Genomic DNA, 25337 nt, shown 5'->3' on the forward strand with positions numbered 1-25337 from the left:
CGGATCTTCGGTACAGCGAAAGAACAGCATGGATTTCGATATACACAGTATGTAGGAAAAGCACGGATGGAAATGAAAGCCGGGCTTACCTTTGCATGCATGAATTTGAAAAAACTGGCAAAGATTCTGGAAAAACGAGGTTGGAACACAGCCAGATTTTTGTTGATTTTGGAGAAAATAAAAAGAAAAAAAGTTTTAAAAGAAAAATGGTGCTGGGCATAACACCCAACACCAAGTTTGTCTACAGTCTGACGCCACTTCCTTCCCGGGAAGTGACGTTTTTGTTTTTATAACGCTACAGCTTCTGGCATGGTTCTGATACTTTTATCAGAATAGCTTATTTTACTGTAACTTTTACTTTCTTATAAAGTCCGTTCTGTGCATAACAGTAAACGTAGCATTTACCTTTTGCTTTCGCTTTGATCACACCCTTTTTGCTTACTGTTGCAATAGAAGTGTTGGTAGAAACATAGCGAATATTGCTGGTATACTTTTTGAATGTACCCTTGGAAGCAATGGCTTTTGCCTTGATAGTGGCTGTTTTGCCTTTCTTTAATGTAAAGGCCTTCTTGTTTACAGTCACTTTCTTAATGTCTGCTTTCTTTCCGCCGGTTGTGTTTGTATAGATCACTGCTGACTTGGTGATTCTTCCATAGCTGCCAAAAGCTGCCACATAATACTTATAAGTTGTTCCTTTTTTCAGCTTCTTCTGTGTCCAGGATCTGGTTGTTCCGGATACAGCTTTCAGAAGTTTTACTTTACCGTTATTCTTTGCGCCATAAATCTTGTAATTCTCAGCGCCATTTACCTTCGTCCAGCTAAGTGCCACAGATGTTTTGGCTGCTTTTGCTCTGGCAACAAGTACCTGTCCACGTTTCGCAGGTGCCTTTGTAGGCTGAGGTGCCACTGTTGGATTCGGTGCAGGTGTTACCGTTGGCTTAGGTGCCTCTGTGGGTGTTGCAGGTACTTCTGCTGCTTTTACCTCAATGTCTTTCATAGCCACTGCATAATAGGTATATGGTGCATTGGATACGTATAATCTGTAGGAACCGGCCTTCTCTGCTTTAATTACTGCAGATCCGTTTTCATCTGTTACAGCCTGTGTCTTTTCACCGGTTGCTTTGTTTTCCAGAGTAAGTGTACTTCCTGCCACTAACAGTTCCACAGTATTCCAGTTGGAATCATATCCGTAGGTCTTCAGCGTTACAGCAAAGTCTTTTCCGGCCTCTACAGAGGATGGAACATCCTGGAAGAAAAGGTATTTATCGGTCCATCCGGTTGTATCCGCATATACAAAGATGCTGAACTGATCGCCGGTATTTACCACACTGTTATGTGCAGCAGTCATATTTCCACTTGCATCCATAGGATACTTATCATTGATCAGGTAAGAAACATTTGGATTCTGAGCCTTGAAGATGGTAGTGATCTTACCTGTATTGTTTACAGCCAGATATCTGCCCGGATCGTTCTCAAAATCTGTTCCATATAATTCTTTATGGATTGCATAAAGAACATCCACAACAGCCACTTTATTCTTCATTTCCTCCGGCTTTTCATAGCCATAGGATTTGGCTGTATCTGCAGCTACTGTCATGGAAAGAAGCTGTCCCAGCTGGTTTGGTGTCTGATTAAGCCTTACTGTGATTGATGCTGTCACCACATTCTGAGCATCCTGTGCCTCTGCTGCTGCAGCTTTCAGTTCACGGATTGCCTGACGGAGTTCTTCCTCTGTTACATTTTCCTTTACCTGAGCTGCTTTTGCAGCATCCAGAACCTGCTGAAGCTTTGCCTTTGTTCCAGCCGGATACTGTCCAGGCTCCTGTCCTTCTGCCATAGTATCCAGTATTTCCTGTGTGCTCTGGATCAGATCAGCCAAACCTTCTGCTGCTGATTTGGTACCTACAACAGTAACTGTAACGGATACAGGCTGTCTGTAAAGCTTCTGCAGTGCCTCATTATCCGGATGTTTCTTTGCAAATACACCATACCTCTCACTGCTGAGCAGAGACGAAATGGTGATCTCTGTATCTGTCTCACCAGGATAAACATTCAATGTATCATGATTGATATATCTCTGGTTGGATGATTTAAATCGATTATAGCCTGCCCCTTCCATGATCCAAGAATCATCAAAGAAATCATCTGCAATAATGCCTTTTCCTGTTCTATCAATAAAACTGTAGATCCATTTTGGATTTCCGTTTTCATCCAGAACCATTTCCTGGAACGGATGCAGATTTCCAGTAATAGAATCCTTATCCGCATACCGGCCGTCATTAATACCGTCAAAGTAATGCAGCTTTGCCTGCTCCATCATTGCAAGCTCATCAGCAAGAACACTGGCATCAAGAGGCTTCACAGTCATCGGGAACCTCTTGACTGCAGTTACATTTTCCCTGGTAAATGTAACTACAAGATCTCCTGTCATATCCTTGGTATAGAAACCGTCTACATATGTGCGATATCCATTAACTGTAACTGCTTCATTTTCAGAAGTTACGGTGATCTCACCATTGTTAAATACTAAATGATCGTTTTCATCCTTGATTCTGGTGTACTTTGGCAAACTAAAATCAGCCTGACAATTGTTAAGATCTACAACTTCGTCTTTATTTACAAAATCCGTAAATTGATCTGCTGTATAATACTTATCAAGGATTGCCAGAAGCTCTTCCTCTGTAGGAGGTGCAATGTTTGTCCCTTTTACGGTAACGGTAAAATCCTTGGTGCAGCTTGTAAAAGCATTTACTGTTTCTCCACAATAAGAATTAAGAATCGTATCATTTGCATTAAAAGTAGCTGTAAGTGTAACCTCCGTATCCTTTGCAGGAGCATGGATCACACCTTTTACTGGCTCTGTTACTTTAATGCTGGTTGCATCTTCCACACTGATCACGGTAGGATCAGAAGATGTCCAGGTAATTTGTGACCATGCATAAAATGCACCATCTGTCATGATCTGCGGAAGAGAAAGATCAGATTCAACTTCTGTCTGAGAAGTATTATTGCCCTTGATCATATCCCAGGTAAGGCTGTCTTTTTCCTCTGCCATCTTACGGCTGAAGTGATCTCTGTCCCATCCAACAGTTACCCTTGTAGAATCAGTATCTGCCTGTGCTCCATTCAATTCAAATGTAAACACAACATCCAGACTCACACTATTAATATTATTAGATGCCGGTTTCTGAGATGCAATATAATGAATCACACCATCCACTCCAATGACATCTGTATTATCTGATGATTTTACTGCAACCTTGATGCCAGCTGTATCAATAGTGTAAGAAGCAAGCTTGGCTTCTACAAAAGCATTAATATTTTTGTATTTATCGTAGCCAGGTCTTAAAGCGCCAAGTAGTTCTTTATTAAACTGGGCAACTGCTGCGTCAACCTTAGCCTGATCTGCAGGATCAATAACCACATCCTTCTGCATTGCAACCGGATATGCGATCTCCACCTGATTTCCGGAAGGTGTATACGTACCTGTTGCATCCTTATAACCATCTGCCTTAACAGTATAAGTATACTCAACACCCTTCTTCAGACTATAGACGCCATTAGCAGGCTTGTCTTCTACAGTATAAGTTTCATACTCATCATAATCATCTTCTTCCTCATGTGTCACCTTAACTGTGGCATTAGCAACTGCCTGTCCCAGATAGGTTGGCTTAAAGGTAACTTTATATGTAGAAATCTCCTTGGTCAGCTGGATAAGGATCTCTTCATCCTTTGTTACAGTAAATTCGTCAGAAGCATTCTTATAGTTTTCTACACCACTTACACTCCAGGTATATTTATACCCCTCAACAAGGCTGTAGCTTCCGTTCTTTCCATTTATAGGCTGCCAGTCGCCTGATTTCTTAACCGTTACTTCTACGTCTGGAATTACATCTCCGGTATCTTTATCTGTTACCTTAAATGTAATGGCATGTATAACCGTTTTTGATAAGGTAACGGTTTTCTCAAGCTTCTCCGGATTACCTGAAAAAGTAAACTTTTCCGTATAAGAATTGTATCCATCACGTGTTACAGTCAGCTTATACTGCATATCCTTTATCATCTTGTAAGTTCCATCAGACTCATGTGAAACAGTGTCAAAAGGATAAGACATCTCTTCCAGTTTTACATCAGCATCGGTAATCTCTTTCTGATCAGAATCCTGCACCTTTAAAGTCAGACGATAATCATATACTTTTTCAGCTGCCACTAATGTGATCGTAAAATCCTGTGAAGCCAAAGCCGCTGCTTCTGCCCGTGTCGCATCATCGATCACATCTGTACTGGTATCTGCTGCAAATAAACGAAGAGTCGCTGTAAAACTCTGGTTTCCTTCTTCTGCGGTTGGACGAGTAATACCTAGACTCCTTGGCGCTGAAGGCTTTTTACTTCCCCAATTAACATATTTACTGTTAATATACCAGCCACTTCTATATGAGCTGGTACTTCCTTCAGTTTTTAATCGCAGAGATGAAATACTCGATCCAGAGGGAGTTGTCAGTCCAACAGTATAGCTTAATCCATCATCACTTTTTACTACATTTGCACCACCTGTGCTAGTGATTTTATTTGTACCATCAATATAATTAGTTTTCAAATACGCTGCCGCTGCTGTTTTGGCATCCTCTGCCTCATCATAAGCAGCATCCGGCTGGGCCAGCTGGAAATCATCTGAATCTTCCAGGATTTCCTCTGGTTCATCCGCAATTACATCTCCGTCAGAAAATGCATCTTCTGCAGATACTTCTTCCCAGGTCTTTTGACCATCTGAAAAAGCGCTGTCAGATGCAAATGCATACGACGGCATCATTGTGAGTGTCATCATTGCAGCCATGGATATAGCTGTCAACCTTTTAAACAGTTCTTTTTTTCTCACGTTTCCTTCTCCTTTTCTTTTTCAAGATTTATTGTTTGAACAGCCAGAAATACTCCCATTGTCCCTCTCTCATAAGCATAAATGGCAACAAAAAACAGAGCCCCATTGTCCACATGAGTCTCTGTCCTATACAACGTGTTGGAGGCTGACTTAAGGTACCCGCCATACCTTACACAGCATTGGTTCCGGATTCTCACCGGATTTCGTCAAATCAGCCAAAAGGCTGAACCACGCCTGGTTATTCATTGTTTAAAAAGTATAACATTTTGCCCAATAACTGTCAACCTCCAGAACACATTATCAAGATTGCAAAATTCATTTACCGAACCGTCACCCGTATCAACTTCCTCTTACTTCCTGACTTGACCGTTATCCTTGCGCTCCCCTTTTTCTTCCCGGTAATCACCCCTCTCTTATTCACGGCCACTATCTTTAAATTGGATGACATATAACTAACCTTTTCCTGGGAAGTAATGGGTGAAAGCACAGGCTTCAACGCCAGCTTTCCTTTTCTTTTCAAAGTCAGCTTTCCTTTCAGCCCGGTAATACTTTTGGTTTTCACAGTCTTAGCTTGCACAGTTACAGTAAGACTTAATTTCTTTCCGCTTGCCAGAACAGCTGTTACAGTGGCTTTTCCCTTACGTAAGCCCTTGATCACACCTTTTTTCGATACAGACACGATTTTCCTGTTAGAACTGGTCCAGGTTTTCACCAAGTCCCCGTTAGCCAGGCCTGACACTGACACCTTAGATGTAGTCTGCCGGATCTTAAGGGGAATGCGCTTTACATTCAGCTTTCCTGTAGGAGACAGCTTCTCACCCACTGTACGGGTCTGTACAGTACCCTTGCTGCCTGTCCGCTGCTGTACCTCCGGTTCAAACACCGTAGCAGGTGAAAGAGTTGACCAGGTGCCAAAAACCTCTGGTTCATCCGGTACCGGCGTAGGTGTTGGCGTAACAATGATCTCTTTTCTTTGGATCGTCAATATATAATCACCTGTTTTTCCGGTACGGGTACGTACTGTGATCCGTACCTTTGCCTCCTGGATCTCAGGACTTTTATCCAGATAAATGGCGATCCTGCTGGCATTACCGCTTCCTGTGGTTTTGCCAAAAATACTTACCTTCAAGGTTCCCTGGATCCCTGCTGCCGTTACTTCTGCATCTGATTCTTCTGTTTCTGCAAAAATATTGATAAAATCACGATCTCCGGTATAAAGCACCCGGTATTCCGCTGTATTTCTGTCAAATGCCGGAGAGATTGCCAGCCGTGCCTGAACATTACTGTAAGTATTGCTTGTGCTTACTGTCAGATTCCCAAGCGTCGGAACAGACTGATCCCTTGTAATATGAAATACGTATTTTCTGCTTTTTCCAAGACACTGCGCCAGCACCTGCACCTCTGCCTGTCCTGAAGATACATCAACCGTATAAGCACCGGTAATATTTTGTCCATTCACGGACAAGGTACAACCATCCAAAGCCTTAAACTGCAAAGTTACAGTTTTTGTTTCCTCTCCGATCAACAGAGTATGCTCTGTTTTACTTTTCCGGAACATATCCTTCCACTTGATCGTACCTGCATCCGATTGTGCAGACACACTGTCAATATATGCTCCATTACATTCCACTGCCATCAGATAATTGGAATCATTCTTAAAATAAAGAGTTCCATCACGGTCTGCACAGATGGTGCTGATACAGTATTCTGCCTGATCATTCTCAGGTCTGAAAATCTCTGCAGCTGTGCCGGAGGTCTGTCCTGGTGCATCTGTCAGCATATAAATACCGCCAGGCTTTGCATTATAAGTAAAATACAGATACACCCGGCCATCCGGAAGCCCGTCTCCGTTATAATCCCGGTTCTCGTAAGCGGTAGAAAGCAAAGGGGCAGCCTGAGGGTATCCTGGAATGGAAACATTATAAGCAAGGGACAGACCGGAGGCTGTTTCTGTAAGGACCGCAAAATGGTGTCCTCCATCCGGATTAAACTGGCCGCCTGTACCGCATACACCCACATAAATCCTGCCCTTGTATACTACAGGAGATGCAGTTGCCATCCCCCCAAGACTGATGCTGTCCGTCTGACCGAAGGTTCCGTTCTGATTCATGGCGATCCTATATAGATAACCGCCTTTGGTGGTAAAATACACATACCCATTCTGGTAAACAATGGTAGACCGGATATCTCCTTTCAGCCCTGTTTTCTGATCTATCAAAAGCCCTGTATGGGTATTAACAGAATACAGAATTGCTGTATTGGTGTAGTCGTTTTCGGCCCCGTCATCTGACCCAAACACAAGATAATCCTTGGATGCATAGGCTCCTGCCCAGTAAAAACCACCTTTATGATTATATTTCCAGGTACAGTATTTCACCTCATCTCCCCTTGTGGGGTCCTCATCTGTAACAGACAGGCAGAAATAAGTTCCTGCTGTTGTTTCATTATCCCAGGTACCTGTATAAATATATCCGTCTTTATATGTAACAGGTGAAATCGTCTGTCCACCTATAGATTCACTGATCCACAGGGACTTAAGGGTAGTGGCACTGATTGCCTGGATTTTTCCGCCTCCAATCTGTGCAAACAGCATCCCCTCTGCATAAGTCAGCGGAATCATAGCATAGACCATGCTTCCTGATAGCGGGTCACTGGTGGCCTGGATCTCCCCTGTGTTCCTGTCCAGTCTGTAAATATATTTTCCGGAAGCTACATACAGCTGGCCTCCAAGGATCAGCGGCGGAGTTACAGAAGCTTCCCAGCTGCCTCCCAGTTTTTTGGACCATTTTTCCAGTGCAGTTGAAGAGTTTTCCGGAGTTTCCCAGTTCACAACACCATTATTCGTATCACTGTTTCTGAAATTAACCCAGTCATTGTCTTGGATCTCTGTATGGCGTGCAGCAGCTTCCTGAAGGTCTGCCTGGATCAGGGCTGTTTCCCCTCCTGTAAATGTGCCATGGGCACCTACATAACCATAGCAGGAGACTGTCCATGTATAAGCTTCTCCATTTAATATATTATGAAATAAATGCAGATTATCCGAATCTGGTATCTGTCGGTTTCCTGCTGCATCATATACACTGACAACAGCCTGGGAAGGTGTGATCTGAAAGGCAAGATCTGTGCCTGCTTTTCTGGAAACTGTCACACAATAATTTCCCTGTGATGTATATGTACTGCCCTGGTAAGCCGGATCCTCATAAGTATCCTGCACTTCCATGGAAAGCTGGATCCTTGTTTCCTCAGTGCCAAGGGGAACATCTACTGGATCAGATGTGGATACCGTGATTCCATTCACTTTCAGCTGGTACCAGTTCTCACCATATGCATTTGCCAGAAGCTTCACACTTGTATCAACGGCAGGAACGATCGCCTCATATTCTCTGGTTTTTCCTGTAGTATCAAAATTCCAGACCAAATTTTCTGTAAGATCTGTGTCAGAAGATCTGTAGCATCTGATATTCTTAAGATCCAGGCGGCGAAGCACTAGGATTTTATATACCTGGCTGTCTCCTTCAGTTCCTGCTGTAATGGTATAAACTGCCCTTTTTCCACCCTGTATACCGGATGTAAAGATCCTGCTGCCCAGACTGTAACGAAGTCCTTTTGAAGAAGCAGCAACATCCATTTCTGTTGTTTCCTGGGTATGGTCAAGGGTCCATGCAGAAAGTACCGCCTTCGCCTCTTCCGGTGCGGCAGCTGACAGATCTCCAGTCACATAAAAGGAACCTGAATCATAATTGGAGCTGTATTCTACTGTATAAACCTTTCCCTGAAGTTCCTCATCCAGATCCTCCCTGCGGTTCATTTCCAAAGGCGTATTTTCAGAATTGCCGGCATATACCTTCAGACCTGTCAGGTATTCCTCTGACTGGACATTGGTATCCTGTACGTCTTCAAACAAGGACTCCTCTTCTGTTACATCATAAACCTCTTCCGGCTCTGTCGCTTCATCTGCAAGATCTGCAGAATCTTCCCCAAAAGCTTCGCTTTCACCAGAAGTAAATTCTTCAGAAGAAAATATATCCTCCGGCTCTATGATGTCTTGCCGGGATTCCTCTTGAATATCCTCTGCCACATCAACAAATTGTTCTTCCCCATACACCTGTACACTTCCGGTTATAAGTGTTAATGCCAGCAAAGCAGCCATCCATTTTCTCATTTTTCTAGCCATACACCCTCCTTGCTCCTTTTTGGTCATGCCCTTATCCTTCTATCCGTTCTTTTGTACATCCTTTTGTAATGCCTTTTAGCAGCTGTAAAAAGCAGGATATATGCCAGGCCTGCCACAGCTCCTGCCAGCATCAGCTTTGTGGAAAGCCTCAGCCCCCTAAAAGCAGAAAAAATACTTTTTTTACCGGATGAACTGTTTTTCTGCAGATCTTTCGTATCAGGTGCCTGGCTTTTGTCACCGGTATCCTGGGAAAAAGAAGATTTTATATTCTCTGCTTTGTCTTTTTCACTGCTTTTGTTTTTTTTCTTTGCAGTTTCTTTCTTCTTATCCTTGTTTTTCTTCTTAGCTGTTTCTTTATCTTTAATCTGACTTTTCTTTTTTCCAGTAGCCAACTGAGCAGATCCCATTGCCCCGGCACTGCCTGCTGCCCCGGATGGATTTTTCAGAGATCCTGCAGTTCCCTGTACGTTTTTCAGCTTGTCAATAGATCCATCCCCGCCAGAACCAGGCTTTGTGGCCTGGGATTTATTCCCTCCGTATCCTGGCCTTGATGCCAGGCTGCCTGATGTGGCAGCTTTTATATCCGGGATCCGGATCACAAGCTGTTCACTAATATTGCCTGCCAGATCCTTCACTGCTATGACCAGATCCTTTTCCCCTGCAGTCAGGCCAGTAAGGGCGATGGTATCTGTTCCTTCACCTACCTGGGTTCCTTTTTGGGAAGTATCCAGCTTTGGCAGGGCTGCACCAGCCTGTATCACCTGATAATACCGGTAACCTTTTTCACTGGTCTTATATACCGCTGAAGCCGTATCCGTGGAAATTCGACTTGCACTTATTTTCTTTAACACAGGAAGGGTTGTATCCATTGTAGACAAAGTCAGGTAGTAATCCTTTTTCGTACCGTCAGGAGCAGTTACCTGGATCCTCACCTCCAGTTTTCTTTCGTTATCTGCAAACACAAGCTTCCAGAATCTATGCCCCATTCTGTCATCATGGTCTTTGATAGATTCATCCTTTTCCACAGTAGAAGCTTTCACACCGCTTAATGCATATACATGGATCTCACATTCTCCTGCTGCCTCAGGCCACAGATTCAGGCTCTTTCGTTCCCCCTCATAAACTGCTTTATACTTATTGTGCTCTACAGACAGCTGCGGATCCAGCTTCAAGATCCCTTTGCCGTAAGTGTCTGAGCTGGACACGTATAAAGCCTGAAGCACAGGTGTTTCTGTTGGCTGTGGTTCTTCTGTTGGAAGTGGCGCTTCCGTTGGCAGCGGTGCTTCCGTTGGCAATGGTATTTCTGTTGGCAGTGGCGCTTCCGTTGGTAATGGCACTTCTGTTGGTGACGGCGCTTCCGTTGGAAGTGGCACTTCTGTTGGTACCGGTGCTTCCGTTGGAAGTGGCACTTCTGTTGGTGACGGCGCTTCTGTTGGCAATGGTGCTTCTGTTGGTACTGGCACTTCCGTTGGCAATGGCACTTCTGTTGGTGACGGGATCTCTGTAAGCACAGGTCCTGCTGTGGGCAATGGATTTTCGGTTGGTATCGTTTCTCCTCCTGTTTCGGTTTGCAAAGACCCAAGAAGAAAAACTACAAGAAGCATTCCTGTTAATAATCGTTTCATTACCAGTCCCCCCATGTTTCTCCTGTTTGGCCGGCTCCTACATCAGCACCGGAATACAGGGAAAAACGAAGCCGTATCTCATCTCCATCTGCCGGAAAATAGGCAGACATTCCCACATTCATATACTCTCCGTTTACAAAGTACAGCCATCCGGATTCCATTGTAAAATCAAATTCCCCGATCCAGTTGGCATCATGCTCTGACAGCTGACAGTTGGCAGCGATCAGATGATCCATCAGATCCTGCGGAATAGCAGCGCTGGCAGCAATCCCACCTCTCCCAATGGCTTTCAGATAAAAACCTCCGGAAACATCGCCATCATTCCTCCAGTCAAAGCCCTGGGTCTGCAAAAATCTTAAAAGTACGGAAGACAACTGTTCTCCCTGATAAAACCCTATGGAGGCAGCTGGAAGAATGGTTCCAAGACCAATGGTACCTGCTTCAATACTGATAGTCACAGATCCTGCAGGCTGCTGCTCCTCCTCTGAGCCTTTATAAATGGTAAACACAGGAAGAGTGGTACATCTGCCTTCCTCATCTGTGGCACGGATCTCTATGGTATTGGCTCCTTCTGCCAGATCCAGACGGTAGGCAAAGATTCCATCAGAAGGCTCTCCTCTGGAAGAAAGCCGCTGTCCATTCCCTGTGATCTGAAGTGCCGAAGCTGAAAGGCTGTTGCCATACCAGTCCTTTGCCTGTACGTAGAAAGTTCGGTAAGAAGCATTGACCGTTTCTCCATTTGTCAGATCTGTGGCAACCGTAGGATACTGATTTACCGGTTCCTCAGGCACCGGTGTAGGAGTAGGTGCTTCTGTAGGAGCAGGCGTTACCGGTACCTGTGCGCCATCTTGATTACGGTCATCATTCTGATCAGAAGCATTTTCCTCATGTTCCGTGCTGTTTTCTTCCCCTGAAGGTTCATATACAATGGTATTGGTCTGGGAATCCGGATCCGGCACTGTAGGTGCGTCTGTCACCTGAACAGGGGTTGGATCCGTCTTATCCTGTATTTCTTCTTCTGGATCTGCAGGCGTTACAGCAGGCACAGGAGAAGGTGTTATTTTTTCTTCTTGGGGTGTTACCGTAGGTTCAGGCAAAGTCTGAGCCTGCTGTATAAAATCCTGTTCCCCCTGACTGTTTCCTTTGTCCTGTCCACCATATGCATATCCCTTGCCAAGATATCCCTTTAAGGAACTTTGGGCATTGATCCCCTGAATAGGATCTGTCTGGATCTCCTGCTTTTCCTGACGAAATCCGCTGTACAACACAGCCAGAAAAAGCATCAGAAATGCCAGCGGAAGAACATTTGTCCATATTTTGTTTTTCCTGTTTTTTCCCTTGCTCCTTTTTTTCATTGCTTTCTTTAATATAGCCTTTCAATATATTTCATAACCCAGTTGTCAAACCAGTTTTTCTGTTTCTTTAATTCCTTTTTCAGGATCCGGATACATTCCCTGCAGGTATCCTTTTCCTGAAGCTGTATTTTGTGTGGGCTGAAAGCCGCCTTCTGCCCCGCCTGATAAACCTGCTGATACAGCTCCTCTGCCCTTTTGGAATACCCATTCTCTCCTCTGCTATAAAGATCCTCTGCGTATCCGGCCATTGCACAAAGCGCTTTCTTGTCATCTCTGCTTAAAAACCGTTTCCTGCGCCTGTATGAAGCACGTATCCGAAGCATAACCACTGTAAGAATAAACAGCACACAGAAGCCATCAAAAACAGCCAGGAAAAGAAGGAGAAATTTTTCTATGCCAAACAAGGCAAGCTTCAGACTCCAGTGAGTCTGTATATTTTCCTCTTCCTGCATGGTCCGTGTTTCTTCTGGCACTGCCTTTGCCTGTCTGCCCTTTGCCTCCAGGCCTGTTTTCAGATCAGCCTCTTCCATAACCCCATAATATTCAGGAGTCATTTCTACTGGCACAAAGCCAAGCCCATCAATATAGATCTCAGTCCAGGCATGACCGTTTTTCCCTGGTATTTCCAAGGGCTGTCCTGTTTCCGTATCCTGTATATCTGCAGAAGTGACCAGATATCCTTCCACATACCTGGAAGGAATGCCATAATATCGAAACATTAAGGCAGCTGCTGTTGCAAAATGTACACTATGGCCAATCTTCTTATCTTCCAGAAATTCACGGACAAAATCACCACTTTTGCTGTAAGGATCTGCTGCACTGCTATATGTCATATGCTTTTCCAGATAAGCTCGGATCCTGGTAATGGCTGTGTAGTAATCTGTATGTCCCTGAGTTCTGTCTCCTGCATCTCCCAGTTCCTGCTTAAATAAGCTTTCAAGAGCTTTGGGCAGCTGCAGGTCATTGGCATAAACAAAAGCATTGTAATAGCTTTCTGCCTGTCTGTATCCCGGATCCTTCCCGGAAGCAAGCAGCTGGTATATCTGCGCCCCCAGGTCTGTAAACTGGCTGGTAAGAGGCTGAACAGTGGTAAAAGAATAGCTCCGCTGGCCCCAAAATCCTTTAGCGCCAACTGTACTGTCTGCCAATCCATCCTCTCCCTGACAACCTTCCGGAAGCTGCTGCATTTCATAGGGTGTATAAAGATATCGGCTGTCCGCAGCCAGATTTTTTACACTGACCTTCTGGCTGCTGATGCTGGTATCTGTAAGCCTGGCACCACTGGCAAGCTGTGTTTCCCCATAAAAGCCTTTCTGATGCAGCCAGTAAAAAAGATTACGTTCCTGATATGCACTGGAAGAATCTATGCTTTTCCAGCTGCTGCCATCATACCTTGAGCCCACAAAGCCACGCAGGTACATGGGCTGAGGCTTTTCCATGGAGATTCTAAGAGCCGTTTCATCAGAACCCGTCCAATTTCCTGTATTTTTCAGATTTCCCCCGGTAAGACCATTTAACTGACCTTTTTTAAAACGAAGATCATACAAGGCTTCTCCTGCTTTTTCCTTTGCATCAGACACAACTTGCAGCTCCTGATATTCTTCCTGGGGAAGCATTCTTGCAAGAATCAGTCCTGCTGCTAAAATCACAGCTGCCAGGAAAAGTACACCCTCCCCAAAAGCCAGATCCTGTTGAAAAGCTTCTTTACAGGTGTGCATCCGGATCAAGCCAAGCACCAAGGAGAAATAAAAAATAATAAAAAGATCAGGCTCCGGGAAACTGCCGGTAAGCACCATAAGCACCACAGGCACCAGACCATACAAAACCAATATCAAACTGATCCGCCAGCGAAAAAAAAGATACCCTGCTGTTCCGGCAGCTATCCCAAGGCAGACCAGAAAAACCGTTGCAGCCAGCTCCGTATCCAAATCTGTGACAGTCTGATACCGTACAAGATAGATCCCGGCACTGCTCCCAAGCAGGTTTGCCCCTTTATTCCAGAATACAACAGCTCCTGCCAGTAAAAGCCTGCGAAAGAAAAAAATAATGATTCCTGTAATCAGAAAAATCAGGGTTCCTGTAATCTGTCTGCCTTTTTTCATAGTTTCGGTAAATAAACAGACCAGTGCCGTAATAAACACACTGCATAAAAAAGGCAGTCTGTCTGCGGCCCCTGTAAGCATTTCAAGAAGCAAAAATATCCCTGCCCCGCAAATCCCCAGGATCAGCCCAGCTTCCAGCAAAATACCGGGCAGCTGCTGTCTGTATTTTGTTTTTTGTTTTTGTCCTGGCATTGTAAGCCAAACTTCCATGTAATCTGAACTCCTTCGCTGTCTGAGCCTTTGCCTCCGCACTTCAGGACAGTAATCTGTCCCCTGTTTTTCAGAAACTGTGCAGAGATATCCTCCGGTTCCCCTGTAAGATAGATATACTCTGCAAATCTTACTGTACCTGGATTTTCCAGATATTTCCGTACAACTACCGGTTCATCTTTAGTTCCTGTGCTTTGCAGGAAAAGATAAAGAACTTTTTCCAGATCTTCCCTGGTACCGATTTTCTGTATATGTATCCTTCCTGCAGACCTGTCATAAACCCCAGCCTGGCAGGAGATCTTACGTTCCATAAAGTCTTCCAGAATTGCAGCAAATACTTCAACTGCTGCTTCTGCTCTTAATGGGTTTCTATCCTTCTGGAAGCTTTCTGCCAGAAGCAATACTGTGTCATCTACAGGATAGCTTTTTTCCCGGATCATCACATCATCCAGCTTACCTGTAAGCTTCCAGTGAATCTGACGGATATTGTCCCCTGGCCTGTATGACCGGATATCATATGTTTCTCCAGGATCATCCCCGGGGCGCCCCCCTGAATAGCGGAAGCTTTCCATGTCAAAGCTCTCTCCCAAAAGAAAAGAAAAACTTTTTTTCTGCCTGTCAGGCATGATTACCACTTCCCTGCTTTCTTTTGTCTGCCTTTTTCCTGAAAAAATATGGAAAAGATCCTGGCAGTACCATTTTCCAAAAGTAAAGGCAACACATCCGCACCATCTGCTTTCCCCCTGAAACTCAATGATCTGTTTGCCTTTACTTTGTAAGGAAAAGCTTATGGGAAGCCATCCTTTTTCTCCAGTCAGTGTATTTTCCCACCACAGCTTTCCTTTTCCTGCAAAAACAGGAATGGCCGAAAGATTCCGAACCTGCAGCTCCCCTGTAAATTCCCTGCCTCTTTCTGCTGCTCTTGGCAGTTTGATCTGAACCTGCAGCTTACGTCCTGTACAGATCAGAAGAATTCCGGACATTACAAACGCCACACAGGAAATCAGAAGCAAAGCCATATACAGATATTCCCCTGTAAATACTGATGCAGCCGCCATGCCCGCCAGCCACAGAAGCCAGATCAGCCTGCTTTTCATCATCCGTCTACCCTTGGCACAGGCACCTGTAAAAGGATCTGCTCCAGGATCTGTCTTGGACCTTTGTCCTCATACCTGGCTTTGGTATCCAGCACCATCCTGTGACCTGCCACATCTGCGAATACTGCCTGTACATCCTTTGGCACCACATAATCCCGTTTCTCCATAAAGGCATGAGCCTTGGCCATACGCATCAAAGCCAAAGTACCTCTGGGGCTTAAGCCTAAGGTGATCAACTCATTCGCCCTGGTAGCTTCTGAAAGAGAAACGGCATAGTCCAGAACTGCATCGGATACATATACCTTTTGTACCTGCTCCTGAAGGGAAAGCAGTTCTTCTCTTGTGAGCACAGGTGCTGTATGTTCCAGCGGGTTTTCTTTTTGTCTGTCACGAAGCAGTTCCACCAGGCTGTCATGATCCGGGTATCCCATACTCAGACTAACCATAAAGCGGTCCAGCTGGGATTCCGGCAAAAGCTGTGTTCCAAGGGAGCCTACCGGATTTTCTGTAGCGATCACCACAAAGGGCTGCGGTACAGGATGGGCTTCCTGATCAACTGTTACCCTTCCTTCTTCCATAACCTCCAGAAGCGCAGACTGGGTCTTGCTGGAGGTACGGTTGATCTCATCTGCAAGAAGCATATTGCACATCACTGCCCCAGGTCTGTAAAGGAACTGGCCAGAGGCTTTGTCATACATTGTAAATCCGGTTACATCTGACGGCACCACATCCGGTGTAAACTGGATCCTGTTAAAATCCATACCCATCAGCCTGCTTAAAGCCAGAGCTGTGGTAGTCTTTCCTACACCGGGTACATCCTCCAGCAGGATATGTCCTTTTGCCAGTACTGCCATCAGCATTTTATCTGTGATCTGTTTTTTACCTTTTATGATTTTCCCAAGCTGTTCCTGCAGCAGGGTAATCTTATCAACCAATATCCTTTCCTCCCTCTATTTGTTATCGGTCATATTATATAAGCTGTTTTGCTTTTCCTGTAATCTGTGATAGGCTGCCAGTGCACAGAAAGCCTGGTCAGTTGCCAAAGGATCCGCCTCTCCCTTGGGAATATGGGCAAAGCCTCCATCACCCGTTGAAAATTCCATCAGTCTGTCGTAAAGACCCTTCCCGTCTTTTTTAAACCGGCTGTCTTCATTACAGTCCACCCCGTAAGTAGAAAGGGCGATCACTGTCTGGGAAATGGATTCTGAGCTTTTTGTACCATATGCAGTGTATCCTCCATCTTTATCCTGGGCATCCGCCAGGAAGGTGATCCCTTTTTCTATGGTTTCTTTTACATCCTTATCCTGCTGATAAGGCTCCAGGCAGGTCAGTGCCATTGCTGTGATATCCACATCTGCTGTATCTGCCTGATCACTCAAAGAAAAACCGCCTTCCGGTTTTTCTTTTTCAAGGATAAAATCCAGATATTGTTTCTCAAGTGGCCCATCCACATCCAAGCGGTCTGCATTCAAGGCAAGAAGTGCAAAAACAGCGCCGTTCAGTCCTTGGGAAACCACGGTATCATAATCCTCCAAAGCCTTTGTCAGATCATAGCCTGCAACATCTTTCGAATCATCCCCGATGGCTGTCAGGGCAAGGATCGCCCTGGAATATTCCGTATAACGGTTATCGCTTAATACGCCTTCCTGTTCCTTTACTCTTTTTTCCAGGTTGGCTCTGTATTTTTCATAATAATTATCCTCCACCTTAGCACCTGATCTGGCAAGTGCCAGCACCGTCCACTCTCCTCCAAGAGTATTAGATTCAGGAGAAGTAACCGTTTCCATTTCATAAGCAGCTGTTTTCTTAATAGCATCCTGTGGTGTTTTGCTGCTGTTCCCACATCCTGTAAGCATTACTGCCCACAGCCCGCCTAGCAGAAGCCATTTTCTTATTTTATATTCTCTCACCATTATAAGGCTCCTCCTTCCAGTGCTCTGATCTTTTCCCAGCATAGCTGTGCATCCTCTTTTTTCATACATTCAATAGTCCATGTCCGTTCTTCTGTAAGGGGAAGGTTTTCCAGAACCTGCTGATAAGGCAGATTTCCCCGTCCAAGACCTGTATGGGCATCTCTGTCCCCAAGGTTGTCATGTACATGCACATGGGTCACATAAGGTGCAAGGGCTTTCGCCCACTCCCGCACATCCACAGACGAATAGCAGTGTGCATGTCCAATGTCCAGGCAAAGCTTAAAATTAGGGTGATCTACTTTCTTGTATACATCTAACAGTAATTCCCAGTCATCATCAAAAACATTCTCAAGCACAATTTCCAGTTCCTGCCTGCCGTCCATAAATTCACTGAAAAACCGTGACACCTGATCTGCCCAGCCCTGTTTATAATATACATAAGGATTCATTCCGGAATGAAAAACGATCTTTCTGGCTCCAAGAAGCAAACCTGCCTGATAGCACTGGTCAAACCGCTTCATAGTTACTTCCCGTACCAGTCTGTCATAGGCCGCCGGATTCACATCCAGGAAAGGACCATGGAGAATCAGTTCCCTGGTTCCCATCTTTTTTAATTTTTCCCTGTATACATCTATGGATTCAGAAAAATGATCCAGGTTATCTGCAATTGAAAAGTCAATGCTTTCTACTCCCATCCCGGACTGACGGATCAACTCCTCCATCTGGTCATCCGGAAATAAATGGCTGATATATATCATATATTAGTTTTACCTCATTTCACCGCTGTATAAGCCCGTATTTTACCTTGATCCTTTCCAGCTTTGTAAGCAGGGGCTGGCTCATGATACACAGAAAGACCACTGTAGATGCTGCATGTACCAGATCTACCGGAAGCCCTGAAATATAAAAAGCCAGCAGGCTTTCCTTTGTAATATGCCCATATGCCATAAGAACACTGGCCGGATTCATGATCCCGCCATAAATCAGCACTACGCTTAGAAAACCATAAATACAAAGATCGATCTTTCTGGCTTTCAGAATGCCTTTTTTATACAGGATCCCTGCTAGAAATCCAATGATTCCAAAGGAAAACATCTGCCATGGCGTCCAGGGTCCCTGTCCCATAAACATATTGGAGATCAGCATGATCAGACAGCCTACCAGAAAGCCTGCCTCGCCTCCAAAAGAAATCCCGGTAAGGATCACAAAGGCAGCCACAGGCTTAAAGCTTGGCACCATGAAAAAAGCAGCCCTGCCTGCAACTCCAAGTGCAGATAGTACAGCGATCACCATGATTTCCCTTGCCTTAGGCTTCCTGCCTTCAAACATCATAAAAAAGGGCAGCATAGCCGCAAATACAACGATCAGGCTGCTGATCATATATTTCTTCCCATGGAAGATCCTCACAGACAGGTATAACAAAGCAGGCACGATCAGCAGCATCAATACAAGTGCAAACCAGGTGCGGTGTCCTACCTTACCATCTTTTTCCATCTGTCGGATGATCAGTCCGTCTGTTGGCAGCTGATATTCCTCCAGGTTCTCTTCTGCTTCACTGATATTCTCTCCTGAAGTCGTTTCTTCCCCAGGTATTGCAAGAAAGCTATCCAGAAAATGGTCTAATTCTCGTTCTGTAAGCATGCAACCACATCCTTTCCAGTTATCGCATACGGAAAATACTGTCTTGCCATCCGGTTAGCTGCTGTTGTATAGAAATTATTCCCTGCAAAAAAGGTTTTTACATCATTCTCAGTTACAATATTTCCTTCAAAAAATAATCCTACACGATCTGCATACTCTGCCACAAATTCTATATCATGTGAAATCATAAATATGGTCATTCCATGAGATTGAAGCTTTTTCAATATTTTTCCCAGTTCTTCCTTATATTCTCCGTCCATTCCCTTTGTTGGCTCATCCATCAGAAGTACCTTGGGCCGCAGAAGAAGCACCTTGGCAAGGGCAAGTCTTTGCTGTTCTCCGCCGCTTAAATCATAGGGATGACGTTCCAGAAGACCTTCCAGCTTTGTCAGGCTTACCATCCCTTCAATTGCTTTTTCTTTTTTCATTTGGGACTGGTATTCCAGAGACATACGCTCCTTCTTTCCTCCGATCACAGAATACAGTTCCTCCAGTACCGTCTTCTTCAGGAATACACTTTGAGGATTCTGGGGAAGCACTCCCAGACATCCAAAGTACAGTTCTTTATCCTTATAAGAACGAAGATCTCTGCCATAAAGGCGAATTCTTCCTCTGTATGGCTGATTCACCCTTGACAGCAACGAGAAGGTAGTGCTTTTCCCTGTACCATTTCCTCCTACAAGTGCATAGAATTCCCCTTTATTGATCTGCAAGGAAAGATCCCTGACCACATCCTGGCTGTCTTTTTCATACCGGAACCACAGATCCTTTGCCTGGATGGCAGGCTCTGCCGAACCTGAAGCTGTCTTCGTTTTCTTTATGCCTGTAGGGATCTGGGGATGATCTTTTACATACTCACCCAGCCATTTTCTTCCCTGGCTTACGGTAAGAGGGCATTCTCCTGTTCCTTCCACTGCATTGAAGATCTGTACAGGCACAGGCATGGAAAGAAACATTCCCTTATCAGCATCATGAAGACCAGCTCCAACCTCTCCTGGCGTTCCCTGCATCTGTATCCGCCCATCCGCCATTACATACACCTGATCTGCATATGGAAGGATCTCCTGCAGCCTGTGCTCCGTCAGGATCACAGTAGTGCCGATATCCCGGTTGATCTTTTTTACTGTTTCCAGAAAGTCAGAGGCTGCAATGGGATCCAGCTGGGAGGTTGGCTCATCCAGGATCAGCAGGGAAGGATGCATTGCCATAACAGCAGCCAGATTCAGAAGCTGCTTCTGTCCCCCTGATAATTCTGATACATTTTTGTAGAACCACTGGTGGATGCCAAAATAGCTGGCCATCTCTGCCACCCTAAGCCGAATGGTTTCGCTGTCATATCCAAGGCTTTCCAGGCCAAAGGCCAGCTCATGCCATACTTTATCGGTAACGATCTGATTATCCGGATTCTGCATCACAAACCCGATCTCCTGGCTTTGCGTCCTGTGATCTGTTTCAGCCAGGCTTTTCCCTTTATAGAGAATCTCCCCTTTTGTTTTCCCATAAGGTGCAAGGGCTGTTTTAAGGTGACGTAAAAGGGTACTTTTCCCACATCCGCTTCTGCCGCAGATAATGTTTAAAGTGCCCTCTTTGATCTTCAGCTTTGTATGATCCAGTACCCTTTTGGAACTATCCGGATAGGCAAAGCAAAAGTCACATATCTCCACAATATTCATAAGTCTTATCCTTCCTGTTCCAGTTCTTCATAGATCCGCCGGTATGTCATACCAATATCCGCACCCGCATGCTTTCGGCTGTTTTTCAGATGTATCTGTTCTGTAAGCTCCAGGATCACAGGTAAAAAACAAAAAAGTCCAAAACACAAATAGGTGGCAGCAGTTAAAAAGCTGCCCGCCGATACCGGAGATGTCCTGCCCTGGATCGTAAATCCAGCCAGCAGGATCCGTGGGTTATAAGAGGCATAAGCTGCCCCTTTAGCAATGCCCACAGTAAAAATCAAGGACAAGAAGACCATGGCTGTCCCAAGGATCTTATCTCTGTTTGTAAACCTGTATATGGAAAAAGCAGTCCGTCCAGGAAGGCCATACCCTCGGCTTTTCATGGAATCTGAAGTTTCAATGGCATTCTCCAATGCCCAGGTGATCAAAATAGACAGGATATTCAGCCCATACCGGATACGCTGGAATAAACTGCCTTCTGATATATCTCTGCCCATCCCTTTCTGTCCGTTACGGATCACCTTCAGCTGGTGCAGAAACTCCGGCACAAAGCGAAGAGCCATGGATAACACCAGAGACAATGCAGGTATGATCCTGCCAAACAAATAAACAAACTTGTCACTGGTCATTACCTGATTGTAACAGGAAAACCATTGGATCACTACAAACATCACCGTTCCAAGTACCACGCCGTATACCAGTGCTTCAAGAGTCACCCAGTTCCCGCTGCTTTCTATATAATAAAGCATGGTAACACCATAATGGTTGAACATAGGATTCAGAAGGGCAATGATCAAAAGGGCAGGCAATGTAAAAAGAAAACTTTGCCTCAAGGTCTTTCCTGCTCCATTCAGCAGTATCCCATAGCTTACAGCCCCGGCATAGGAAACTGCAAGAATCAGCGGATGCTGACTGAACATGGTAAGTATGAGCACAACAGCAAAATAAAAGAAATTCAGCAGCGGATGACACCTGGAAAAGGTATCCGCTGCCTCAAAGGCTTTAACCTTCCTTTCGGTCTTCTTCACAGATATACTCCCTTTTTAATTCGTATTCATCACAATAAGCGTCTATTTTACTGCCCTTTCTGCATCGGATGGTACAGCTTTTATTCACGATCCAGGGGCCAATATACTCAGGATCATGGAAAATATCCAGATATTCCAGCCTGCTGCAGCCATGGAATACCCAGCGTCCCAGCATTCGCACACTTTGGGGGATCCTTACATGACGCAGGTTCTTGCATCTAAAAAATGCGCTGTCCCCAATTTCAACCAATCCTGGCGGCAGAGCCAATTCTTCAAGCCCACAAAAATAAAATGCCTGCTCTCCAATAAAACGTAAGGAGGAAGGAAGCTGGATCTTCTTAAGCTCCTTACATCTGTAAAAAGCCATCTTATCGATCACACGCACGCTTTTAGGCAAAACAACTTCATTCAACCGCACACAGGAGTCAAAAGCTCCCTCTGGAATGGCTGTACATCTGGAAGCCTGTGAAAAAACAGCTTTCTTCAGATTATTACATTCTCTGTATGCCTGTGCTCCAAGAATTTCCAAGGATGAAGGAAATACTGTCTGCCGCAGATTATGGTTCTCTGCAAAAGCACGCTTTTTGATCTCTTTTAATGTATTCGGGAATTGTACGGATTTGCGGAACTGGCATCCTTCAAATGCCTGCCTTCCAATGATCCTGCATTTAGGCGGAAGTATTACCTCTTTGATCTTTCCATTACCCATAAAACACTTGTCATCAACAAAGACATATTCCGGCGGGATCACCCCACACTGTTCTTTTTCCTTTTTGGTATCCTGAAATGTATAGGTACGGGAGTCAAATCTTAATGTATTCCATCCCGGTTCATTCTGATCTATGTACATATGTAAGCTGGTCTCTCCTGGTATTTTATCGTTACTGTGTACTCTGGTAAAATATATTCCGATGACCTCCGTTGACGGCACCTGGGATATTACCGGTGAATAGTACAAATAAGTAACAAAAACAGAGCCCCACGATCTGCTGTGAGCCTCTGTCCTCTTAACAACGTGTTGGATATGCTGACTCAAAATGCCTCTGTGGCATTTCACACAGTGAAACGGTTCCGGAATCTCACCGGATTTCCTTTAACAGGTCACGCCTGACCTGACCACGCCTGGTAATTTACAATTTTTATATTATATCATTTCGTATTTTTAGTGTCAATAATCAGACTACTTTGCTTCCGCCGGATATAACTACTTTGCTTCCGCCGGAATAGGATCCCACTCATTAAGTCCCAGACTTTGTCTGTACCTGGCCTCTTCCATGGTAAGCTTCGGTGTATCCTGAGAAAGATAATCAAGGAGCTCATCTATTCCTTCCCGGGTCACATTGTTCACAAGAAAAACCCGTTCACAGCCGGCATTCTCCAGCCACTGACGTACCATAGGGATATTGGCATAAGGGGAATCGATCTTCGTGATGATCCCAATAAGAGGGCGCAGAATAAAGGACTGGCATCCCTCTCCGAAAAGATTAAATGGCTCGTCTGCAGCCTGTACGATCCCTACTACATCTGCTTCAAAGGAAAAGCATGCCAGACCTACGCTAAATCTCTTGGACTCCGCATATTCTCCCGGGGAGTCAATAGTATCCTCATCTGACTTTGTATACTGGGTCTTTTTGTAATGAAGCTCTTCCCCTTTCAATGCCTGGGTCAGGGAAGTTTTCCCGGCTTCACTTCTGCCCATCAAAAATAATTTTCTCATACTTTCTCCCTAGCTTCTGTGAATAGAACAGGTCTTAAAATCCAGAACTTCATCAAAAAATTTAACTACTGATTCTACAGCCGTCTGCACCTGGCTTAACCCTCCGGTGATGATCAGGGAACCACAGAACCTGTCCATAAAACTGATCTGTATGTCTGCGCTTTTCACTGCCACATCAGCAGCTACCACAACTGCCTCCCAGGGGGTAAAACGGATCATACCAATGGATTCTCCTGTATGGTCTTCCCCTTCATGGACGCCGATATGAAGCCCCAGGTTCTGGTAAATACTGGTCTGGGAAGAGCTGATAATGTGTGCCAGACATACTTCCTTGCCCGGTACCCTTACCCGGGTCATACGCAGCTTTTTCCCTTTCAGCTTCTCATAGTCTTCATGGAAGATCCGCTCCAGAAGCTCTTCTTTCGTCATTGAACTCATGGAACCACTTCCTATCTTTTTGTAATATTGCAGACAACGTATCCCAGGGTGTCCCTGAAATAATCCACGATCTCTGTCAATGCGGAGATCACATCTGAGATCTCTCCTGTAATGATCAGCGTACCTGTAAAGCGATCTGCAAATCCCAGGTATACATTGCCGCTTTTCACTGCAATGTCAGATGCGATCACTGCAGACTCCGGCGGTGTCATATTCATGATCCCAATGGCAGATGACCGGTAATCCAGCTGGGGATTCAGTCCCAGTTTCTGATAGATCACAGGTGCCGGGCCGCCCATTACATGGGCAAAGGTAATCTCCTTGCCTGCCACAGTCTCCTGTACAATTCTGATCTGCTCTTCATGTTCTTTTCCCATTTGTAAAAACCCTCTCTTTCAATGCATGTACTGCCTGCCGATCTGTGCTGACAGCATCTCTTATACAAATCGTACTATCCCCTATATCTTATGTCAAGTCGATTTTTTACGATAAAATGTAACTTGATTATTGATTATTTACGGTTGCTGCTCACAGTTCACCCCATTTATGATAATCTTTACTTATTTCACCAGATCCTTAATAACCTCTCCTGCAATGATCAGTCCTGCTACAGAAGGCACAAATGCCACAGATCCGGGGATATCTCTCCGCTCTGTACATTTATGTGCCGCCCCTGGCGGACAGATACAGTGGCTCTTGCAGCTGATGGACATATCTTCCAAAGGACGGGTTGGCTTTTCCTGTGAATAAACCACTTTTAATTTTTTAATGCCACGTTTTTTTAATTCCCTGCGCATTACCTTTGCCAGAGGACACACAGATGTTTTATAAATATCTGCCACCTGAAAACCGGCTGGGTCCAGCTTGTTCCCTGCTCCCATACTGCTGATGATAGGGACTCCTGCTTCTTTTGCATCCATAACCAGCTGGATCTTGGCTGTTACTGTATCCACTGCATCAACCACATAGGAATACTGTGAAAAATCAAATTCGTCTTTGTTCTCCGGAAGATAAAAGCACTTATGAACATTTACCACTGCCTTTGGATTAATATCCAGGATCCTGTCTTTCATCACATCTACTTTATATTTCCCAACCGTACTTCTGGTGGCTATGATCTGACGGTTCAGATTGGTAAGGCATACCTTGTCATCATCGATCAGGTCAATGGCTCCCACGCCGCTTCGTACCAGTGCCTCCACTGTATAACCTCCAACGCCGCCGATCCCGAATACGGCTACTCTGGACTGTTGTAATTTATCCATAGCTGTTTTTCCCAAAAGAAGCTGGGTTCTGGAAAATTGATTCAGCATAATATTGTCTCTCCCTTTATTCTGTCTTACTTTCTATCATAAACCCTGAGTGACATGCTCCCACCACTTAAATCTCAGATTTTGAAGTGGGCGCTTCTTGCTCAATGGCTCTACTGAGCCAAGTATCTACAAGCTATCCTCGCGTGTCCCGCGATTCTTTTGCCCGGATACG

General features: G+C 44.9%; 18 protein-coding genes. 1 reads left to right on the forward strand and 17 read right to left on the reverse strand.

Features of this window, described 5'->3' with window-relative positions:
* A partial coding sequence (locus tag OCV61_RS16865) for a transposase (RefSeq protein WP_262583283.1) occupies positions 1-222 on the forward strand: 222 nt, incomplete at its 5' end.
* A gap of 115 nt (positions 223-337) precedes the next feature.
* On the opposite strand, the gene OCV61_RS16870 is transcribed toward OCV61_RS16865, so the two are convergent.
* From OCV61_RS16870 to OCV61_RS16950, 17 genes are all read right to left on the reverse strand, one after another.
* Entirely contained in the window at positions 338-4876 is a 4539-nt protein-coding gene (locus OCV61_RS16870) for an Ig-like domain-containing protein (protein WP_158422768.1), read from the reverse strand.
* Between the two features lie 319 nt (positions 4877-5195).
* Positions 5196-9050: an Ig-like domain-containing protein gene (locus OCV61_RS16875; RefSeq protein WP_262583285.1), complete on the reverse strand. Its 3855-nt coding sequence runs from the start codon at positions 9048-9050 to the stop codon at positions 5196-5198.
* Between the two features lie 23 nt (positions 9051-9073).
* Positions 9074-10675, reverse strand: coding sequence for a hypothetical protein (locus OCV61_RS16880; protein WP_262583287.1), 1602 nt, complete (start codon positions 10673-10675; stop codon positions 9074-9076).
* Positions 10675-12030 carry a DUF4430 domain-containing protein gene (locus OCV61_RS16885; protein ID WP_158422770.1) on the reverse strand — a complete coding sequence of 452 codons (1356 nt, stop codon included), beginning with the start codon at positions 12028-12030 and terminating at the stop codon, positions 10675-10677. Before OCV61_RS16885 ends, OCV61_RS16880 begins: the two co-directional genes overlap by 1 nt.
* A gap of 8 nt (positions 12031-12038) precedes the next feature.
* Positions 12039-14342: a transglutaminase TgpA family protein gene (locus OCV61_RS16890; RefSeq protein WP_158422771.1), complete on the reverse strand. Its 2304-nt coding sequence runs from the start codon at positions 14340-14342 to the stop codon at positions 12039-12041.
* On the reverse strand, positions 14255-15442 hold the full coding sequence (locus tag OCV61_RS16895; protein ID WP_158422772.1) for a DUF58 domain-containing protein: 1188 nt from the start codon (positions 15440-15442) through the stop codon (positions 14255-14257). The genes OCV61_RS16890 and OCV61_RS16895 overlap by 88 nt, the downstream gene beginning before the upstream one ends.
* On the reverse strand, positions 15439-16374 hold the full coding sequence (locus OCV61_RS16900) for an AAA family ATPase (protein WP_158422773.1): 936 nt from the start codon (positions 16372-16374) through the stop codon (positions 15439-15441). Before OCV61_RS16900 ends, OCV61_RS16895 begins: the two co-directional genes overlap by 4 nt.
* A 15-nt stretch (positions 16375-16389) precedes the next feature.
* Positions 16390-17352 (reverse strand): prenyltransferase/squalene oxidase repeat-containing protein, encoded by a 963-nt coding sequence (locus tag OCV61_RS16905; protein WP_158422774.1) that lies wholly within the window; start codon positions 17350-17352, stop codon positions 16390-16392.
* On the reverse strand, positions 17352-18110 hold the full coding sequence (locus OCV61_RS16910; RefSeq protein WP_158422775.1) for a sugar phosphate isomerase/epimerase family protein: 759 nt from the start codon (positions 18108-18110) through the stop codon (positions 17352-17354). The genes OCV61_RS16905 and OCV61_RS16910 overlap by 1 nt, the downstream gene beginning before the upstream one ends.
* Before the next feature lie 19 nt (positions 18111-18129).
* Positions 18130-18993 (reverse strand): ECF transporter S component, encoded by an 864-nt coding sequence (locus tag OCV61_RS16915; protein WP_158422776.1) that lies wholly within the window; start codon positions 18991-18993, stop codon positions 18130-18132.
* Positions 18972-20666: an ABC transporter ATP-binding protein gene (locus OCV61_RS16920; RefSeq protein WP_158422777.1), complete on the reverse strand. Its 1695-nt coding sequence runs from the start codon at positions 20664-20666 to the stop codon at positions 18972-18974. Before OCV61_RS16920 ends, OCV61_RS16915 begins: the two co-directional genes overlap by 22 nt.
* A 5-nt stretch (positions 20667-20671) precedes the next feature.
* Positions 20672-21697, reverse strand: a complete 1026-nt coding sequence (locus OCV61_RS16925; protein WP_158422778.1) for an energy-coupling factor transporter transmembrane component T — start codon at positions 21695-21697, stop codon at positions 20672-20674.
* Positions 21672-22547 (reverse strand): leucine-rich repeat domain-containing protein, encoded by an 876-nt coding sequence (locus OCV61_RS16930; protein WP_158422779.1) that lies wholly within the window; start codon positions 22545-22547, stop codon positions 21672-21674. The genes OCV61_RS16925 and OCV61_RS16930 overlap by 26 nt, the downstream gene beginning before the upstream one ends.
* 354 nt (positions 22548-22901) lie before the next feature.
* The gene (locus tag OCV61_RS16935; protein ID WP_158422780.1) at positions 22902-23414 is read right to left on the reverse strand and encodes a EutP/PduV family microcompartment system protein; all 513 of its coding nucleotides are present in this window, start codon (positions 23412-23414) and stop codon (positions 22902-22904) included.
* A 9-nt stretch (positions 23415-23423) separates the two neighbouring features.
* Positions 23424-23852, reverse strand: coding sequence for a BMC domain-containing protein (locus OCV61_RS16940; protein ID WP_158422781.1), 429 nt, complete (start codon positions 23850-23852; stop codon positions 23424-23426).
* Positions 23853-23863: 11 nt separating this feature from the next.
* Positions 23864-24229, reverse strand: a complete 366-nt coding sequence (locus OCV61_RS16945) for a BMC domain-containing protein (protein ID WP_158422782.1) — start codon at positions 24227-24229, stop codon at positions 23864-23866.
* A 183-nt stretch (positions 24230-24412) separates the two neighbouring features.
* On the reverse strand, positions 24413-25165 hold the full coding sequence (locus OCV61_RS16950; RefSeq protein WP_158422783.1) for a tRNA threonylcarbamoyladenosine dehydratase: 753 nt from the start codon (positions 25163-25165) through the stop codon (positions 24413-24415).
* Positions 25166-25337 lie beyond the last annotated feature (172 nt).

The sequence above is a fragment of the Blautia ammoniilytica genome, assembly GCF_025566965.1.
GTDB lineage: Bacteria > Bacillota > Clostridia > Lachnospirales > Lachnospiraceae > Blautia_A > Blautia_A ammoniilytica.

Bases quoted from the DNA above. Each gene is read 5' to 3' on its own strand.
- OCV61_RS16940 (WP_158422781.1), bottom strand. From the start codon at position 23,852: ATGAGTTCAATGACGAAAGAAGAGCTTCTGGAGCGGATCTTCCATGAA.
- OCV61_RS16950 (WP_158422783.1), bottom strand. From the start codon at position 25,165: ATGCTGAATCAATTTTCCAGAACCCAGCTTCTTTTGGGAAAAACAGCT.
- OCV61_RS16890 (WP_158422771.1), bottom strand. From the start codon at position 14,342: ATGGAAGTTTGGCTTACAATGCCAGGACAAAAACAAAAAACAAAATAC.
- OCV61_RS16885 (WP_158422770.1), bottom strand. From the start codon at position 12,030: ATGAAAAAAAGGAGCAAGGGAAAAAACAGGAAAAACAAAATATGGACA.
- OCV61_RS16910 (WP_158422775.1), bottom strand. From the start codon at position 18,110: ATGATATATATCAGCCATTTATTTCCGGATGACCAGATGGAGGAGTTG.
- OCV61_RS16895 (WP_158422772.1), bottom strand. From the start codon at position 15,442: ATGATGAAAAGCAGGCTGATCTGGCTTCTGTGGCTGGCGGGCATGGCG.
- OCV61_RS16875 (WP_262583285.1), bottom strand. From the start codon at position 9,050: ATGGCTAGAAAAATGAGAAAATGGATGGCTGCTTTGCTGGCATTAACA.
- OCV61_RS16915 (WP_158422776.1), bottom strand. From the start codon at position 18,993: ATGCTTACAGAACGAGAATTAGACCATTTTCTGGATAGCTTTCTTGCA.
- OCV61_RS16920 (WP_158422777.1), bottom strand. From the start codon at position 20,666: ATGAATATTGTGGAGATATGTGACTTTTGCTTTGCCTATCCGGATAGT.
- OCV61_RS16935 (WP_158422780.1), bottom strand. From the start codon at position 23,414: ATGAGAAAATTATTTTTGATGGGCAGAAGTGAAGCCGGGAAAACTTCC.
- OCV61_RS16905 (WP_158422774.1), bottom strand. From the start codon at position 17,352: ATGGTGAGAGAATATAAAATAAGAAAATGGCTTCTGCTAGGCGGGCTG.
- OCV61_RS16945 (WP_158422782.1), bottom strand. From the start codon at position 24,229: ATGGGAAAAGAACATGAAGAGCAGATCAGAATTGTACAGGAGACTGTG.
- OCV61_RS16880 (WP_262583287.1), bottom strand. From the start codon at position 10,675: ATGAAACGATTATTAACAGGAATGCTTCTTGTAGTTTTTCTTCTTGGG.
- OCV61_RS16930 (WP_158422779.1), bottom strand. From the start codon at position 22,547: ATGTACATAGATCAGAATGAACCGGGATGGAATACATTAAGATTTGAC.